General features: G+C 35.3%; 15 protein-coding genes and 2 tRNA genes. 2 read left to right on the top strand and 15 right to left on the bottom strand.

All coding sequences use genetic code 11. The features are described 5' to 3' along the window. Window positions 1–282: 282 nt before the first annotated feature. A tRNA-Arg gene (locus ACTTKP_RS01075) sits at window positions 283–357 on the bottom strand. A gap of 90 nt (window positions 358–447) precedes the next feature. On the opposite strand from ACTTKP_RS01075, the gene ACTTKP_RS01080 reads away from it, so the two are divergent. Continuing rightward, window positions 448–520: transfer RNA gene (locus tag ACTTKP_RS01080), tRNA-Thr, on the top strand. Between the two features lie 64 nt (window positions 521–584). On the opposite strand, the gene ACTTKP_RS01085 is transcribed toward ACTTKP_RS01080, so the two are convergent. The 8 genes from ACTTKP_RS01085 to ACTTKP_RS01120 all read right to left on the bottom strand — a co-directional run bounded on the left by ACTTKP_RS01085 (window position 585) and on the right by ACTTKP_RS01120 (window position 8,909). Then, a complete protein-coding gene (locus ACTTKP_RS01085) occupies window positions 585–1,421 on the bottom strand; it encodes a DegV family protein (protein ID WP_442552054.1) in 837 nt (278 codons plus the stop codon). 733 nt (window positions 1,422–2,154) lie between these two features. Further along, a complete protein-coding gene (locus ACTTKP_RS01090; protein ID WP_442552055.1) occupies window positions 2,155–2,331 on the bottom strand; it encodes a DUF4250 domain-containing protein in 177 nt (58 codons plus the stop codon). Continuing rightward, complete coding sequence (locus tag ACTTKP_RS01095) at window positions 2,288–3,118, bottom strand: GNAT family N-acetyltransferase (RefSeq protein ID WP_442552056.1); 831 nt, start codon at window positions 3,116–3,118, stop codon at window positions 2,288–2,290. Before ACTTKP_RS01095 ends, ACTTKP_RS01090 begins: the two co-directional genes overlap by 44 nt. Beyond that, a complete protein-coding gene (locus ACTTKP_RS01100) occupies window positions 3,118–3,885 on the bottom strand; it encodes a TraX family protein (RefSeq protein ID WP_442552057.1) in 768 nt (255 codons plus the stop codon). Before ACTTKP_RS01100 ends, ACTTKP_RS01095 begins: the two co-directional genes overlap by 1 nt. Then, window positions 3,886–5,682, bottom strand: a complete 1,797-nt coding sequence (locus ACTTKP_RS01105; protein WP_442552058.1) for an ABC-F family ATP-binding cassette domain-containing protein — start codon at window positions 5,680–5,682, stop codon at window positions 3,886–3,888. Between the two features lie 185 nt (window positions 5,683–5,867). Continuing rightward, entirely contained in the window at window positions 5,868–7,205 is a 1,338-nt protein-coding gene (locus tag ACTTKP_RS01110; protein WP_442552059.1) for an ATP-binding protein, read from the bottom strand. A gap of 188 nt (window positions 7,206–7,393) precedes the next feature. Then, window positions 7,394–8,353 (bottom strand): SPFH domain-containing protein, encoded by a 960-nt coding sequence (locus ACTTKP_RS01115; protein WP_442552060.1) that lies wholly within the window; start codon window positions 8,351–8,353, stop codon window positions 7,394–7,396. A gap of 79 nt (window positions 8,354–8,432) precedes the next feature. Then, window positions 8,433–8,909 carry an NfeD family protein gene (locus ACTTKP_RS01120; protein ID WP_442552061.1) on the bottom strand — a complete coding sequence of 159 codons (477 nt, stop codon included), beginning with the start codon at window positions 8,907–8,909 and terminating at the stop codon, window positions 8,433–8,435. Between the two features lie 262 nt (window positions 8,910–9,171). On the opposite strand from ACTTKP_RS01120, the gene ACTTKP_RS01125 reads away from it, so the two are divergent. After that, entirely contained in the window at window positions 9,172–11,187 is a 2,016-nt protein-coding gene (locus tag ACTTKP_RS01125; RefSeq protein ID WP_442552062.1) for a TaqI-like C-terminal specificity domain-containing protein, read from the top strand. Between the two features lie 328 nt (window positions 11,188–11,515). On the opposite strand, the gene groL is transcribed toward ACTTKP_RS01125, so the two are convergent. The 6 genes from groL to ACTTKP_RS01155 all read right to left on the bottom strand — a co-directional run bounded on the left by groL (window position 11,516) and on the right by ACTTKP_RS01155 (window position 17,072). Then, on the bottom strand, window positions 11,516–13,144 hold the full coding sequence (gene groL / locus ACTTKP_RS01130) for a chaperonin GroEL (RefSeq protein ID WP_442552063.1): 1,629 nt from the start codon (window positions 13,142–13,144) through the stop codon (window positions 11,516–11,518). Window positions 13,145–13,183: 39 nt separating this feature from the next. Further along, on the bottom strand, window positions 13,184–13,468 hold the full coding sequence (locus ACTTKP_RS01135; RefSeq protein ID WP_442552064.1) for a co-chaperone GroES: 285 nt from the start codon (window positions 13,466–13,468) through the stop codon (window positions 13,184–13,186). 240 nt (window positions 13,469–13,708) lie between these two features. After that, window positions 13,709–13,972, bottom strand: a complete 264-nt coding sequence (locus ACTTKP_RS01140) for a nitroreductase family protein (RefSeq protein WP_442552065.1) — start codon at window positions 13,970–13,972, stop codon at window positions 13,709–13,711. A 98-nt stretch (window positions 13,973–14,070) separates the two neighbouring features. After that, window positions 14,071–14,220 (bottom strand): nitroreductase family protein, encoded by a 150-nt coding sequence (locus ACTTKP_RS01145; protein ID WP_442552066.1) that lies wholly within the window; start codon window positions 14,218–14,220, stop codon window positions 14,071–14,073. 9 nt (window positions 14,221–14,229) lie between these two features. Continuing rightward, window positions 14,230–15,435, bottom strand: coding sequence for a hypothetical protein (locus ACTTKP_RS01150; RefSeq protein ID WP_442552067.1), 1,206 nt, complete (start codon window positions 15,433–15,435; stop codon window positions 14,230–14,232). Window positions 15,436–15,644: 209 nt separating this feature from the next. Then, on the bottom strand, window positions 15,645–17,072 hold the full coding sequence (locus ACTTKP_RS01155) for a hypothetical protein (protein ID WP_442552068.1): 1,428 nt from the start codon (window positions 17,070–17,072) through the stop codon (window positions 15,645–15,647). Window position 17,073: the final 1 nt, after the last annotated feature.

Consider the following 17,073-nt stretch of genomic DNA (forward strand, 5'->3'; position numbering starts at 1 on the left):
TTCACGAAACATCTTGTGAAATATCGTAATCAAGCCGAAGGCTCGAAATTACGATATTTTACAGATGTTTGGTAATATCACCCCATAGTCACAGACCGAAAGCTGTTGACTCTAACATACTATACAATATGATAGGTCTGTGACCTATGGCGTGAATGATTCGGGTTATCAAACTTATCTATTATTCTAACTTGAATAGAGAAAAATATCAAGTATCAATTCACTATATTCTGATATTTTTTTATCAAAGTTACCCATATTTTTATTTTAAAATACAAAAAATGCGTCTGACAGGATTCGAACCTGCGACACCCGGCTTCGGAAGCCGGTGCTCTATCCGAGCTGAGCTACAAACGCATACTTAGTTTTATATCATAATTCTTATTCTTTGTAAACACCTTGCCCTTTACATTTTACATTTTTTCAGTTATAATAACAAGGCAATTTGCTACTGTAGCTCAGTTGGTGGAGCAGCTGATTCGTAATCAGCAGGCCGTCGGTTCGAGTCCGATCAGTAGCCCTTTATAAAAAAAAGAAGAGTCCTTTAATTTGGACTCTTCTTTTTTTATTTAAATATTACACTGTTAACAACCTATAATTATGCCACCTTCTGCCGCATAAAGAGTAGCAAGCCCTCCTGTCGGTACAATATCTACTTTTTCAAATTTATGTTTTTCTTCAAGCATTGCTTTTATTTTTTCCGCTCTCTCAGGACAATTGCAGTGAGAAATTACAAGTGCCTTACTTCCTGTTTCTATTGCGTGTTTAGCTGTTAAATCAGCAAGAAGTGCACAGGCCTTATTAATTCCTCTAGCCTGATCAGCTTTAATAATGTTACCCTCTTTGTCCGTGGTCATAACAGGCTTTATGTTGAGTGCCTCTGCAATAAACGCCTTAAGGCCTGTAAGCCTACCGTTTTTTCTAAGATTTTCAAGGGTTTCCAACACAAAGGTAGTCTGCTTCTTCGCATTAAGCTCTTCTACCCCTTTTACCGTCTCATCATAGTTTGCTCCGGCATTTTTAAGCTCTACTATTTTATTAGCAAGCAATGTCTGAGAGGCTGCCGCTCCCTTGGAGTCTATCAGGTATATCTTATTTTTTCCTTTTTCCTCATGATACATATCTATTGCAATCTTAGCCGAGTTATACGAGGCAGATAGCTTAGAAGAAATAGTTATTATATATACCTCATCAGCTTTTTCAAAATGTTTTAAATAATCTTCAGGTGAAGGGCAGGCTGATTTAGGGGTATCCGGATAATTTTTCATTTTCTGAAGAAAATCTAGGGCATCCAAATTCTCATCGTCTACAAAAACCTCATCTCCAAGCATCAAGCTTAAAGGAACTTTAATAACTTCCTCTTTTGCCTTTAATTCATCTGTTAAATCCGCTCCACTGTCGCATAAAATTAAATATGACATATGCTTCTCCTTGCATGTAGTTTTTAATACTACATATCATAGCATATAAAAACTCATATTTAAAGTTAAATTTTTGTAAATATGAGCTTTATTTCTTCAAATTAATTGACTATCTAAAATTTATAATATAAAATTACTCTGTTGTCATACTCCAGACCGACAGCGGGAAGGGGGTGTGTATATGGAACTTATTACTTTTATAATTTCCGTTATGGCAAATGTGACTAGCTATCTCATTTGCAAATGGTTAGACGGAATTAATAATGACAACTAGCCTATATGTACAAGAACCCCTGAGAGCTCGCATCTCTCAGGGGTTTGTGTATATGTCACTTATTACTTTAGCTGTTCATATTATAGCCTAAATAACTAGTCTTTGCAAGGCTTTTCCAAAATACATTTTTTACACTTTTTTATTTTTTATAATTTTATTATCTCAAATTAATTGACTATCAAAAATATATAATATAAAATTATTCTGTTGTCATACTCCAGACCGACAGCGGGAAGGGGGTGTCATCTATGCATATTGTTCCTTTTATCATTTCTGTTATGGCAAATGTGACTAGCTATCTCATTTGCAAATGGTTAGACAGAATCAATAATGACAACTAGCCTACATGTTCAAGAACCCCTGAGAGTTCACACCTCTCAGGGGTTTGTGTCATCATGATATTATTCCTTTAGCTATCAATATTATAACCTAAATAACTATCCTTTTCAAGCCTCTATTTTACACAAACTTGTTAAGTCCCTCATCATACACATAGTCAATCTTTTCCAACTGTTCAATTATATAACTTCTTTCTACCCCTTTTGCCTTACAAAATTCTTCAAGACTTGGATAAAAATCTCTCAGCTGTGTGTTAATATAACTCAAAAGTATAGTTGCATCCTTTGGCAGTTCCATCTTGTTCCCTCCTTTTAAATCCACATTTAGTAAGTAATTTTATTGCTCCTATGTTTTCTCTCTTTGTTACAGCTGTAAGCCTTACAATTCCTATTCTCTCCTTTACATAACTTATAACTGCATTTACAGCTTCTGAGCCATAGCCCTGTCCTTGCGTTTCTTGCCTTATAAAAAAGCCTATTTCATACTCTGCATCTTCGCCATGTACCAACAAATCTAAACTAACTACCCCTATAAGGGCATCATCCCTTTTATCAAATATTCCCCAAATTCCATAATCATAAAATCGGTAAATATTTTTAATATATGCTAATAGTTTCTCCCTCTGTTCATTCTCAGGCATTCTTCCATCTTCCACAAACTCAAGTACATGCTTCTGCCTGCTGACTTTTATAACTTCATCAATATCTTCCTTACAAAGTTCCCTGAGCACCATCCTCTCTGTCACAGCTATTATGCAGGGAATACCTTTTTTATGCTGATAGAGTCTTATTAAAAAATCAGCTTCCATCTCTTCAAAACTTCCCACTATCAAATCAATTCCATAGGGCAGACTCTCGCCTTCATTTTCATCATATACAATAGTCACTAATGCCATATTTAAAGCTTTTACGGTAAAGTTTTTCGAAGAAATAATAAGTACTCCTTCTTGACGGTCATTTATCTTTAAGACATTGTCAAATTTTTCACATTCTATGTATACTATTTCAAAGTCTTTAAAAATATTTCTTATAAAATAAAGCTCTTTTTCCGGCAGATTTTCAAGACAGACAATTACACATTTCATTATCCTTCAAGCACCTTCCTCATAAAATAAAGCAGAATCAGGTGCATCGGATAAAAAAGGTAAAATACATATTTAGGTATCTTGTACTCCCCCCTTTTCCCATTGTATAGCATAATCAAAATAACCGCCGGAAGACCAAAGGTTTCAATTATTCTCCCTGAAAACAAGTCATAGCTTACAAGCCATATAAATACCGCAATTCCTGCAAATATGAACCTTATTCTTTCTGATGCAAAGTTTTCACTAAATCTTAAAAACAGCACCTGCAGTTTTTCAAAATAATAAATAGCCATTATTAAAATAACACCAATCACTCCATAATCTGACGAGATTTCAAGTCCTGCAAACATTATAGGCAGAATTATTGTAATTTGTAAGATAATACTTAAGAAAATATTTTTTACATTTTTATTTATGCCATCAACTAAAATTATTGCAAACAGCCCCATTACAAGGGTAAAAAACACATTTTGATAACTGTATTCAAATCTAAAATCAGTTCTTGAAAACATTGAATCAAAAGGCAGTTCCGATATAAGGGCAAGCAGTGCCAAACTACCTAAATACCGCCATTTATTCCTTGTATGGTAATATCCTTCTACAATCATAAAACAAAACAGCGGAAATGCCGTTCTACCTATTATTCTACCCAGGTCATACAATCCCCACCATTCACCCGGAATCACATTGTAAAGAGCCTCTGCCAGGTGGTCGATCAGCATACTGATTATAGCAACTACCTTTAATATAAATGATGTAATTTGCATCTATCTTCCTCCGGCTTTTATTTTCTCATTAAGTTCTGTAAGATAAAGCCATCTCTCTTCTTTGTGTTCAAGTTCTTTTTCCAGTTTTTCTTTTTCCGCCATCAGTTCACCCAGTTTTCCATATCTGGAAGCATTTTCAGCTATTTCTGCATCAAGCTTTTCTATAGCCTCGTTTAACTTTTCAATATCCTCATCTATAGTTTCAAATTCTTTTTGTTCAGCATAGGTAAACTTAAGCTTAGTAACTTTGTTTGCCTTCCATTCCTTTTTTGCATCACTTTCTTTTTTCTCTGCTTTTACTTCCTCTGTCTTAGGCTCAGCTTTTTCAAGATAATCGCTGTAACCACCTTCATAAAGCTTTATACAACCATTTTCAAATGAAAATATCCTGTTTGCCACCCTGTCAAGGAAGTATCTGTCATGTGAAACCGTAATAACCACTCCGTCAAAGCTGTCCAAATAATCCTCCAAGATTGAAAGTGTGGTTATATCAAGGTCATTGGTCGGCTCATCTAAGATAAGTATATTAGGTGCAGAAATGAGGGTATGTAAAAGTGCCAGCCTCCGTCTTTCTCCTCCTGAAAGCTTCTCTATCTTGGTATACTGCATTGCCCCTTCAAAAAGGAAGCGTTCGAGCATTTTACTAGCTGAAACAGTACCATCTTTGGTCTGTACATATTCTGCTATATCTTTTGCCGATTCTATAACTGTCTGATTGGGGTTTAGCTCACCGGAATCCTGTGAGAAATAGCCTATTTTAGCAGTCTGCCCTATGATGATATTTCCATTGTCAGGTTTTACCTGCCCTAAAATGGTTTTTAACAGGGTTGATTTACCTGAGCCGTTTTTACCTATTATACCTATCCTGTCAATCCTTCTAAACATATAGGTAAAGTCGGTAAATAACACTTTATCTCCGTAAGCCTTTGAAATGTTATCAATCTCAATAATCTGTTTACCAAGACGGCTGGAAACCGAGTCAACCGTTATTTCTTTATCAACTATAATCTTATCTCTGTTTTTAAGCTCCTCAAAGCGTTCTATATGTGCCTTCTGCTTTGTTGAACGAGCCCTTGCGCCCCTCATCATCCAGACTAAATCCTTTTTATAAAGGGCGGCATTCTTCCGCTCGGTTGCAATCTCCATTTCTTCACGCTCTGCCTTAAGCTCAAGGTACTTCATATAACCGCCCACATAGGAATACAGCTTTCCATGTGTAAGCTCCACTATCCTGTTGGTTACTTGGTCTAAGAAATATCTGTCATGTGTGATTATGAATAGTGCCTGTTTCATTTTTTTCAAATAATCCTCAAGCCACTCGGACATAGCTGTATCAAGGTGGTTGGTAGGCTCATCTAAAATAAGAATTTCTGCATCATCAAGAAGAGTACGCACCAGGGCAGCCCTCTTTTTCTGTCCACCCGAAAGTGTACCTACTTTTGCTTCCACATCTTCTATTTCAAATTTTGCAAGCAGGCTTCTTGCTTCTCCCTCCATGTCCCAGAATTCATTTTTCGCTTTTTTGCCCTTGATTACCTCTGAGATAACACTTTCGTTATCGTCAAATTCAGGGTTCTGTGGAAGATAGGCTATACGAACCGCATTACCTTTAGTAAGTTTTCCGCTGTCAGCTTCTTCCTCTCCTGCAAGGATTTTTAAAAGGGTGGATTTTCCTGTACCGTTTATACCTATAAGCCCTATTTTATCTCCTTCATTTATGCCCAAAGAAATATTTTCAAAAATTATCTTGTCTGAGTTAAAGCTTTTTGATAAATTTTCTGCTGTAAGTAAATTCATATTTTCTCCTAAATTTATCTCAAATTATTCACAAAACCTCTTCTCACATATCCCTTCATTGTCACATTCAGGAACAGTCTTATTCTAAATATAATAAGAAGTTAAAAATTTCTGTCCTATAATATCATACATCAAACTTTGTTGTAAATATTATACTCCAATTATTCACGCCATAGTTCACAGCCCTATAATTCTTCAAGAATATAAGGCAACATATAAATCGGATATAATTTCAACATTTCAACATGGCCTACATCCTTTTGTGATAGCATAATCTGTTTTGAAACCTGTTTAGAATATTTTTTCTGAAACTCTGTAATTGATTTGTGCTTCCCTACTCCGGATGATTTTACTTCTATCGGAACTATTTTTGTTTTTGACGCAAGAAGAAAATCAACTTCATGATAATGTGAACTGCCCTCTCTTCTCCAAGTATGATAATAAAGTATTCTATCCGAGCCGGCTATCATCTGTGCAACAGCATTCTCATACAGATATCCCAGATCCGCAGGAAGAGAGTCACTTAACAGCTTTGTATAAATGTTCTCATCAATCTCTCCTGATGAATTGAAAATCATTGTTGTAAACAATCCTGTATCAGCCAAATACAATTTAAACGTTTCGTCAGCTCTGGTTTGAGCCAGTGCAACACTTGGATTAAGAACATTATAGCAGGGTAATACCGTCTTTGAATCTAATAGGTCATAAAATCTCTCCAGATCTTTATCAATTTTCTTTTTTCCTGTAGCTGCTGATATAACATAGCTCTTCTTGTTTGTTGCAAGCTGAGCGGGAACCGAATCATACATTCTTCCAATTAGTCCTGTATTATCAATTTTGAAGAAATCATCTTTATAAAGATTTATAATCTCCCTTTTTACCTCATCTATTTCAATAAAGTTCTTTCCCTCTACATATGCTGCAACTGCTTGCGGCATTCCGCCTACAGCCATATATATTCTGAAATCTCTCATTAATTTTCTGTTTAATGAGTTTCCGACAGCTTTTCCGCGCTCATAGAGTTCTCTTAAAACCGGATAAGTATCCTTGCCGACTGCCCACATAAATTCTTCATAATCCATTGGATATATCTGTATTTTCATTTCTTCTGAAGGAATGACAATATCCTTGACATTCTTTTTTATACTTATTAATGAACCGGTCTCAATATAATCATACCTGCCGTCTGCTACCAAGTATTTGATAGCCTGCCTCACCTTAGGCATTAGTTGTATTTCATCAAATATAATGACAGATTCTCTTTTATATAAAGTGACACCTGCAGCTGTCTGCAGCCTAAGAAAAAAAATATCTAAATCGGCAATATCATCAAACACATCAAGCACATCTTTCTTTACATTGGCAAAATCAATCTTTATATATGATTTATATTCCTGCTTTGCAAATTCCTCCGCAATCGTAGACTTCCCAACACGTCTCGCTCCTTCCAAAAGCACAGAATACTTCGGAGCCTTCTTTTCTTTCCAGTATTTCAGCTTCTTATACGCTTTTCTTTCAAACATATTCTGCCTCCATAAATTATAATGTTCCATTTATTCAAAGTTATAAAACGATTATAGTACCGATATTTCAAAGTTATAAAACGATTATAGTACCAATATTTCAAAGTTTCAAGTATAAACAAAATAAAATCAGCTATACCTTAATAAGATATAAGCTGATTTCATTTATGTAACATTTTTATGTGGACTTATTCCTCCGCCTGCTTTTTAGCCTGTGCAGCTACTTCAGTTATTCCGCTTACAAGCCCTGCAAGCCCCTGTATCTCTGAAGGAATTATAATCTTTGTAGCCTTGCCGTCTGCTGCTCTTCCGAAAGCCTCAAGTCCTTTAAGCTTGATTACCTCACCTGAAGGAGCCGCCTCATTAAGGAGCTTAATACCGTCAGCATTGGCCTTCTGAACTGCGAGTATAGCTTCTGCCTGACCTTCCGCCTCACGAATGGTAGCTTCCTTCTTAGCTTCTGCACGAAGAATCTGAGCTGCCTTCTCAGCTTCTGCTTCAAGAATGGTAGACTCTTTCTTACCTTCCGCTACAAGGATGGCTGCCTTCTTTTCACCTTCCGCACTGGTAACTGCAGCACGTCTTTCACGCTCTGCCTTAGCCTGCTTCTCCATTGCTCCCTGAATGTCAGGAGGACACATAATATTTTTAAGCTCTACTCTGTTTACCTTGATTCCCCAAGGATCTGTAGCCACATCAAGAGTTGAGCGCATCTGTGTATTTATAGTTTCACGTGATGTAAGAGTTTCATCTAACTCAAGATCACCTATTATATTACGAAGTGTAGTAGCTGTAAGATTCTCAAGAGCTGAGATAGGACTTTCTACACCGTAAGCATAAAGTTTAGGATCTGTTATCTGATAGAAAATAACCGTATCTATCCTGATAGACACATTATCTTTTGTAATAACAGGCTGTGGCGGGAAATCTGCTACCTGCTCTTTTAAAGTAACCCTCTTAGCTACCCTGTCAATGAAAGGCATTTTTACATGAATACCTACATGCCAAGTATCCTGATAGCCTCCAAGTCTTTCAATAACCATAGCTGTTGCCTGTGGCACAATCTTAATGCAGGATGCAAATATCAAGATTATAACTATTGCAACCAATGTCAATGAAAGAAATTGTACATTTAATAATTCACTCATAGAAATACCTCTTTTCTTCATTTTTATATGTATCGGGAACATCCCTTCACATTTTACAAAATTACCTATATTATTTCAATCAGATATTATCTTGAACTGTATTTTTACCGAAATTCATAAATCCATCCGAGATAACAGGTTCTACTATCAGCTTAACCCCCTGAACATCTACTACCTTGACTATAGTATCTACTTCTATAGTTCCTCCTATAGTAGTTCTTGCAGACCAATCCATTCCGTTTAAAACTACCCTGCCTATCTGGTTGACATTATCAATTCTTTCAACAACTTTAGCTTCTTTGCCAATTAAATCATCAATATTCGTTTTAGTTCTGCGAGAGTTTACATATTTTACTGCAAGCGGTCTATATACTACGAGTACTACAAGGGATATTATCAAAAACAGAATAATCTGAATCCACAGTGTTGCCCCGAACAGACTGGCAAAAAAAGCTGCCAACGCACCTATTGCAAACCATACCGTTGTAAGTCCCATTGTCAGGAACTCCATTACAACCAATATTATAAATGCCATAAGCCAAAATTGAAAGTCCATATCGTCCCTCCTCAAGTATTATCAAAACTCTTTTTAAAACACCATCTTTTATATTATTATAAATCATTTTTAAGTTTTTTGTTTAACTTTTTTCAAAATAATTCCTTAATTAATGATAACGGAGAATAGAATCTCTTATTGATGTTTATTTTTAAAATATAATATTTTTATCGACAATGGTCTTATTTAAGACTATAATAGAAGTAGGAAAACTAAATTTTAGTTATAACATATTAACAACTTAGTACAGAGGAGGTTCGACATGAAAAGACGGTCCGATGAGAAGATGCTTTCTCTTGCTGATGTATGCAGGGAATTATCAATTTCAGAAGCAACAGCTAAAAACTGGATTAAATTAGGCAAACTAATCCCTGCAGAACTAGGCACAACTTATTTTACCATAGATTATATGCAGAAACTCAAAGCAGATATTTCTAGCGGTAATAATGCTGCCTTAAAAAGCAGGCGCAATAAAAAATTTGTATCGGGAAGAGGTCTGTATTACTCTTATATACCAAATGATTCAAAAAATCTTGCTCCTGTTCAGGAAATAGTAAACTTTGTTGATGAAAACAACATTGAAATTACAAATGAACTTTTATTATCCATCATAGCTGACTGTGCCTTAAAGCTCATACTGTCAATGTCAGATTCGTCTATTAATATACCTGTCTTAAAGGCTTTTATAAACAACGAATATCTGCCTGAGCCATATAGCTTTTTGATTAATGACCTCATAGACGGTATTGAAGGTGTGTCAGACATCATTGATGAGTATTCTGAACTTTTTGCAAAAGACTATTATTACGAGAAAGATGTCGATGTTATCGGTCTGCTATATATTTCGTTAAAAAGTTCTCGTGAAAGAAAGGTACAGGGATGTTATTACACTCCTTCTAAAGTTGCCAAAAGATTATGTCACAACCTTACTCTTTCCGATAAGATGGATGATAAGAAAATTTTTGACCCATGCTGTGGTACAGGAAATTTCATTTTGCAGTTTCCTGATAGTTTTCACCACAATAATGTATACGCAAACGATATAGACCCTCTCAGCGTAAAACTTGCCAGAATCAATTACGCATTCAGATACAGGCTGAGTGATAAAAATTTAATTTACAGCCATATTACCGAGTCTGATTATCTCTACTTTCCTAAAAATAAGAAGTTTGATTATATACTTGGCAACCCTCCTTGGGGTTACCATTATTCACATGATGAAAAAATTAAGCTTCATGATAAATTCAGCTGTGCAACCACCCTGTCGATAGAATCTTATGATATATTTATTGAACAGGCTTTAAGCAATTTGAAAATGAATGGAACTCTTTCATTCATTCTTCCTCATGCTATATTAAATGTTAAGTCACATACACCTATAAGAAAAATTATATTTGAAAAATGTTCTTTTGATTATATTGAATTTTTAAGCAAGGCTTTTGACAGCGTTAACTGTCCAAGTATCATCTTACAGATGAAGTATACCGGACTTCCATTTTCATCCCTCGGCATGAGAATTAAGGAAGGGCATAGAGAATACACAATTGATATTGAACGAAAAATGAATGCTGAATACTGCTCTTTCAATACCACTGATGACGAATATATGATAATACAGAAAATTGAGGCTACAATGGGGCATACCACCCTTGCAGGTCAGTCCACCTTTGCCCTTGGTATCATCACCGGAGATAACAAGAGATTTCTCTCGGATACCAAGTCAGACAAAAACGAACAGATTCTCAGCGGTAACAATGTATTTAAGTATAAGTCCAAAAATCCTTCAAAATACATAGAGTTCAAGCCTGAACTCTATCAGCAGGTCGCTCCTACGGAACATTACAGGGTAAAGGAAAAACTTATATATAGATTTATCTGTAATCAGATAGTCATGGCTTATGATAACAAGAGTACACTTACACTGAATAGCTGTAATGTACTAATCCCTCAGATTCCGGGTCTTTATACCAAATATGTAATGGGAATACTTAATTCAAGAATAGTGCAGTTTTATTTTAGAAAAATGTTTGATTCTGTGAAGGTACTAAGGTCACATATAGAAAAAATCCCTATTCCTGTTGTAGGAGTAGAGGAACAAAATAAGATTATTGAAGTAGTAGATAAGATACTGAGACTGGGCATTAAGGTAGATACATTCAGGACAATACAGCTTTATAATGAATTAGATTTGAGAGTTGCAAAATTGTATAATATTAACGAAAGAGAGTATGATATTATCCTAAAAAGTATGGATAAAGAGAATTTATTTTTGCCTTAAAATGGCTACTTAGTTTGCTGATAACTTTGTATTAGTAATGATACTGGACTGCTTCGTGCTTCGCACTCTCGCAGTCCTACAACAACACTCGCAATCCGCTCGTTTTTCTTACGAAAAACGGCTACTTAGTTTGCTGATAACTTTGTATTAGTAATGATACCGGACTGCTCCGTGCTCCGCACTCTCACAGTCCTACAACAATACGCACGCTCTGCTCATTTTTCTTCGAAAAATGGCGGCACGTGCGTATTGTTGGCGAATAGAGAAGATAAACCCTCGTTTGCAAGCGAGCTTGCAACGAGGGCTTTACTTCTCTATTCTTGTATCATTACATCATTCCCATTCCTGGGGCGCCCATTCCTGCCGGTGCAGCAGGAGCTGCTTCTTTAATATCTGCAACAAGACTTTCTGTGGTAAGAAGTGTAGAAGCTACGCTGGTAGCGTTCTGAAGTGCACTTCTGGTTACCTTAACAGGATCAAGGATTCCTGCACTTACAAGGTCAACATACTCTTCTTTAAGAGCATCGAAACCAAAGCCTGCCTTGCCTTCTTTAACTTTGCTTATAATTACTGCACCTTCAAGACCTGCATTGGCTGCTATCTTAAAGAGCGGAGCCTCAAGAGCCTTGAGCACCACCTTTGCTCCTGTCTTTTCATCACCTTCAAGTTCAGCTGCAAGCTTCTCTACCTCTTTTGTAGCATGGATATAAGCTGAACCACCACCTGCAATTATTCCTTCTTCTATAGCTGCTTTGGTAGCTGCAAGAGCATCTTCCATACGAAGCTTATTTTCTTTCATTTCTGCCTCAGTAGCAGCACCTACGCGGATAACTGCAACACCACCAGCAAGCTTAGCAAGTCTTTCCTGAAGCTTCTCTCTATCAAAATCAGAAGTTGTTTCTTCAATCTGGCTTCTAATCTGAGCAACTCTTGACTTAATAGCCTCTGTATCGCCCTCACCATCTACTATAATTGTATTTTCTTTCTGAACCTTTACACTCTTAGCACGTCCAAGCTGTTCAAGGGTAGCATCCTTAAGCTCAAGACCTACCTCACTTGAGATAACCTGTCCACCTGTAAGAATAGCTATATCCTGAAGCATTTCTTTTCTTCTGTCACCATAACCCGGAGCCTTTACAGCTACTACATTGAATGTTCCACGAAGCTTATTGATTACAAGTGTTGTAAGAGCCTCTCCCTCAACATCTTCAGCGATAATGAGAAGTCTTGCACCCTGCTGTACAATCTGCTCAAGAAGTGGAAGTACATCCTGAATGTTGCTAAGCTTCTTATCTGTAATAAGGATGTATGGGTTGTCAAGAACTGCTTCCATCTTATCCATATCTGTGCACATATAAGCTGATACATAACCTCTGTCAAACTGCATACCTTCTACGAGGTCAAGCTCAGTCTTCATAGTCTTGCTCTCTTCAACAGTGATAACACCGTCTTTACTAACTTTCTCCATAGCATCTGCTACAAGTGTTCCTACTTCATCATCACCTGCTGAAATAGCTGCAATTCTCTGTACGTGAGATTTACCCTCTACAGGGCTGCTCATCTTGGAAATAGCCTCTACTGCACACTCAGTTGCCTTCTTCATACCTTTTCTAAGGATGATAGGATTGGCACCTGCTGCAAGGTTCTTCATACCTTCATTTATCATAGCCTGTGCAAGTACAGTAGCTGTAGTAGTTCCATCACCGGCTACATCATTTGTCTTGGTAGCTGCTTCTTTAACAAGCTGTGCTCCCATATTCTCAAACTCATCAGGAAGCTCGATTTCTTTTGCAATAGTAACACCGTCATTGGTAAGAAGAGGAGCACCATAACTCTTGTCAAGTACTACATTTCTTCCCTTAGGTCCTAAAGTTACACTAACTGTATCTGCAAGCTGATTAACACCAGCCTCAAGAGCCTTTCTAGCTTCTGTACCAAATTTAATCTGTTTTGCCATTTTCTTTCTCCTTAAATTTATCTAAAGTTATTCCAATTTTTATTCAACAACTGCAAGTATATCGGACTGCTTAACTATGATATATTCCTCGTTTTCAAGCTTAACATTGGTTCCTGCATATTTAGAATAAATAACCTTCTGTCCTTCTTTAACCTGCATAACTACTTCTTTGCCATCTATTACTCCGCCAGGACCTACAGCTATAACTTCTGCCTGCTGTGGCTTCTCCTGTGCCTGATCCGGTAAAATAATACCTGATTTTGTGGTTTCTTCTGCTGCTATCTGCTTTAATACTACTCTGTCTCCTAATGGTACTAACTTCATCTTAGTTCCTCCTTTGTATATTAAATCATATATTTCTACTTTATTAGCACTCTTTCTTTATGAGTGCTAAATCATAATCATATAATAACCTCTTTGAGTTAATTTTGCAAGTATTTTTTTTAATTATCACAAATTAATCACAAATAATAATAAATAGGTCACAAACACAGCACAACCAAGAGTATTGCTGCATCTGTGACCTATTTAACAATTAATCATAGCCTTCAAATTTCAATTTTCTTACAGATATTCTACTGCTTCTTCTACCGTTTTTCTAATATTATGTCTTTCAGCAGGCTTTGCATCTTCTGCAGGATAACCCACAGGGAAAATGGCAATAAGTTCATAATCCTTCATTTCAGGAAATTCTTTCTTAAGCAGAGGCTCATCAAAATGCCCTACCCATGTAGTTCCAAGACCTAAATCAGCTATTTCCATCATCATATGCGTAGCCACTATAGATGCATCTACATCCGCAAAATTATAATTATCAAATTTACGCACCCAGGCTGCATCTCTTTTAGCTCCAACTATAAAGAAAACTTCAGCTCCAAACTTATACCTGTTTGCTTTGGCAAGTTTTTCTTTTGCTTCATCACTCTCTATAATCCAAATCTTATAAGGTTGTGCGTTAGTGGCAGTAGTGCAAGTATACCTGCCTGTATGATTTTATCCAGCTTTTCCTTTTCTACTTTTTTATCACTTAACTGTCTACAGGAATATCTTTCCTTTGCTAATTCCAAAAAATCCATACAAACCTCCTATTTACCCTTATTTACATTCTTAACTCTTTTCTTTTTAACCGCCTTATATCGCAAAGTATATTCATTACCTATAGGTGATTTCCCATGTACACCGCTAAGTTTTACCCAAACTTTCTGTCCTTTTTTAGCTTTAACTATGAAATTCTTATCTCCTTTAGTCTGTTCTTGAAATACAGATTTCCCCTTATTTTTTACAAAAATCTCAACCCTATACTCTCCATCTACATTATCTCCGGTATTTAAGCTGATTTTATACTTCCCTGACTTACCTGCACTAAATTCAAAATAATCAACATCACTCTCATTTAATATGTTTCCGGACAAAGTAGTTTTCAGCTTATTCGCCTTACTGAAACTGCCATTATCCTCTAACTCCCATTTATCTGTCTTTATTAAACTCGCCTGCAACCTATATTCCACCGCTTCCGGCACAACATAAAGTAAACTTCCCTTTGCCTTAATTCTGATATATATTTCCTGCCCTTTAACCAGTGGCAATTTAGGAAACTTAGTATCTTTTTTAATATTTTCCTCTTTATATAAAAGACTCTTATTCTTATCATAGATTTCTATATCCCAGCCATTTCCTATTCTATCAGGTTCAAAATCTAAAATTTCAAATAACAATTCCGTGTAACCCTTGTCATCAGTTTTAAACACATAATAATCTTCATCTGAACTATTTATAAGATTTCCCTTTATATAACTTCTTGTCCCTATTTCATTAGCATTCATATACTTGTTATTAGGTTCACTTTCATAGTCTTCTGCCGAATAAGTATGAAAATTCAGATTATACTCTACTCCCTTTGGCATAAATAAAAAGCCTGAGGTTGCACTTTCAACAGAAATATAGACAATTTTATCCTTAGCAAATGAAAAGTTTCCAGTGGAAAACTGTGCCTTTATACCGTCCACCTTATAAATTTCTTTTTTATTTTCATCATATACCTTGATTGTCCATCCATTTTTAACCTGATCTTTTTTAGTCTCATCAAAGTTAAGAGTTATATTCTGATACCCCTTCTCATTCACTACTGTTTTATACATATTTACCTGTTCTTTATCTTCAAGGCTTCGTATGACATTTAGATTAGGAACTATATCCTCTATAGTTGTATCTGCCTTAAGTTTCCCAAAATTTCCAAACGAAGCTGTCAAGAACACCGTACCAAATATAAAGCCCATAAGTTTTTTTTTCATAAACACCTCCTACCAAGTGCTATACTGCAAATTATTTATATCCTCTATAATTCTACCTTTTTTAGATAAATATAGCAATATTTTATATAAATCTTAATACTTTAGACATAATTTAGACCGATTTGCAAGATATGCATAAAAATATCAAAAACTATGCTTCCATTATACAATATAGTATAATAAAAAACATAGCCATCTGATACTTCTATTTATTTCACCTCTACCCTTGCGTATGTCAGATCTCCATAAGGAGAAACTCTGATATATCCAAAACCTATATCAGGCTTTCCTTTTTTATCCAATCCAGAAAAATAAAGTCCTGATATCATCTCTACATGATAAATATTTTTATAACGCCCATTTTTTTCTCCGGAATAAAACATTAAGTCACCCGGTAAAAATTTTAATATATTGTCTTTTTTATAAATGTTTTTATAACTCATAGTACGCTTCTTTTTATCATAAGTCCTGCAAAGTTCTGCTGCCGTAGGAGCATAGTTCATCCCGCCTAAATTAATTCCAAATTTATTATATGCCCTCCAAACTAAGGCACTGCAGTCATAAAAGCCTTCCTGCATTCTTTTAGGCTGGCTGTACTCACTCTTTTCTACATAACTTACCGCCCAGTCAATTGCCTTTTTCCTTACTTCCGAAACCGAAGAAACAAGAGCATACATCTTTTTGCCATCTATCTCTCCGGTAATAATTGCATTTCCTTCTTTTAAAGCCTTTACCTTACCATCCTTGCTGACTGACACTATGCCGGGATTAGAAGATTTTAATTTTATCTTATATTTTTGACTACCATCCGTTAAAATTTCTTTACTTTTACCCTTAACTAAAATATTCGAGTTTTGCTTAAAACCAACACTTATAATTTTTACTTTAATCTTAAATTCTTTATCATTAATAGTCAGCTTTAATGTAGTTTTTCCTGATGATTGTGTTGTAATTATTAAAATATTATTTCGCAAGTACACATTAAAATACATGTCCTCATTTGAACTTTCAACACTTACTCTGGTATTTTCTTCAGGAAATTCTACATTATCTTCATCGCTATCTTCATCATTATCTTCATCATTATCTTCATCATTGTTTTTATCATCATCTACAGGATTCAAAACAACTTCACTGTTTACTTTTATTTTAAATTCTAATCTATTATCCCAATCATTTTCATTTGAAATAAGCAGTCCTTCAAGTTCTTCTTTTTCCAGAGTAACATTTGTCATATCAATCTTCGGCTTTTCCGGTTCAGAAATATAATCATCGTCTTCATCATCATAATCGTTATTTTTTTGATTATTATTGTCCTGATTTATTGTATTATCATTATTTTGATTATTGTCATTATTTTGATTATTGTCACTATTTTGGTTATTTCCATTATTTAAATTATTTCCATTATTTTGGTTATTTTCATTATTATATCTATTCTTATTTTCCCAATAATTTTTCCAATAATAATAATCATAGTTATTGTCATAGTCATCATCTTCATCATTATAATTATTATAATAATTATTATCTTCATCATTATAATCGTACGCATAAACCGGTACAGTATTAAGCAAGCTGCTTCCTGATAAAAATATACAGCATATTAATCCATAGATAATTTTTGTTCGTTTCATA

Origin of the sequence: Catonella sp. (assembly GCF_052169795.1) — a bacterium.
Lineage (GTDB): Bacteria > Bacillota > Clostridia > Lachnospirales > Lachnospiraceae > Catonella.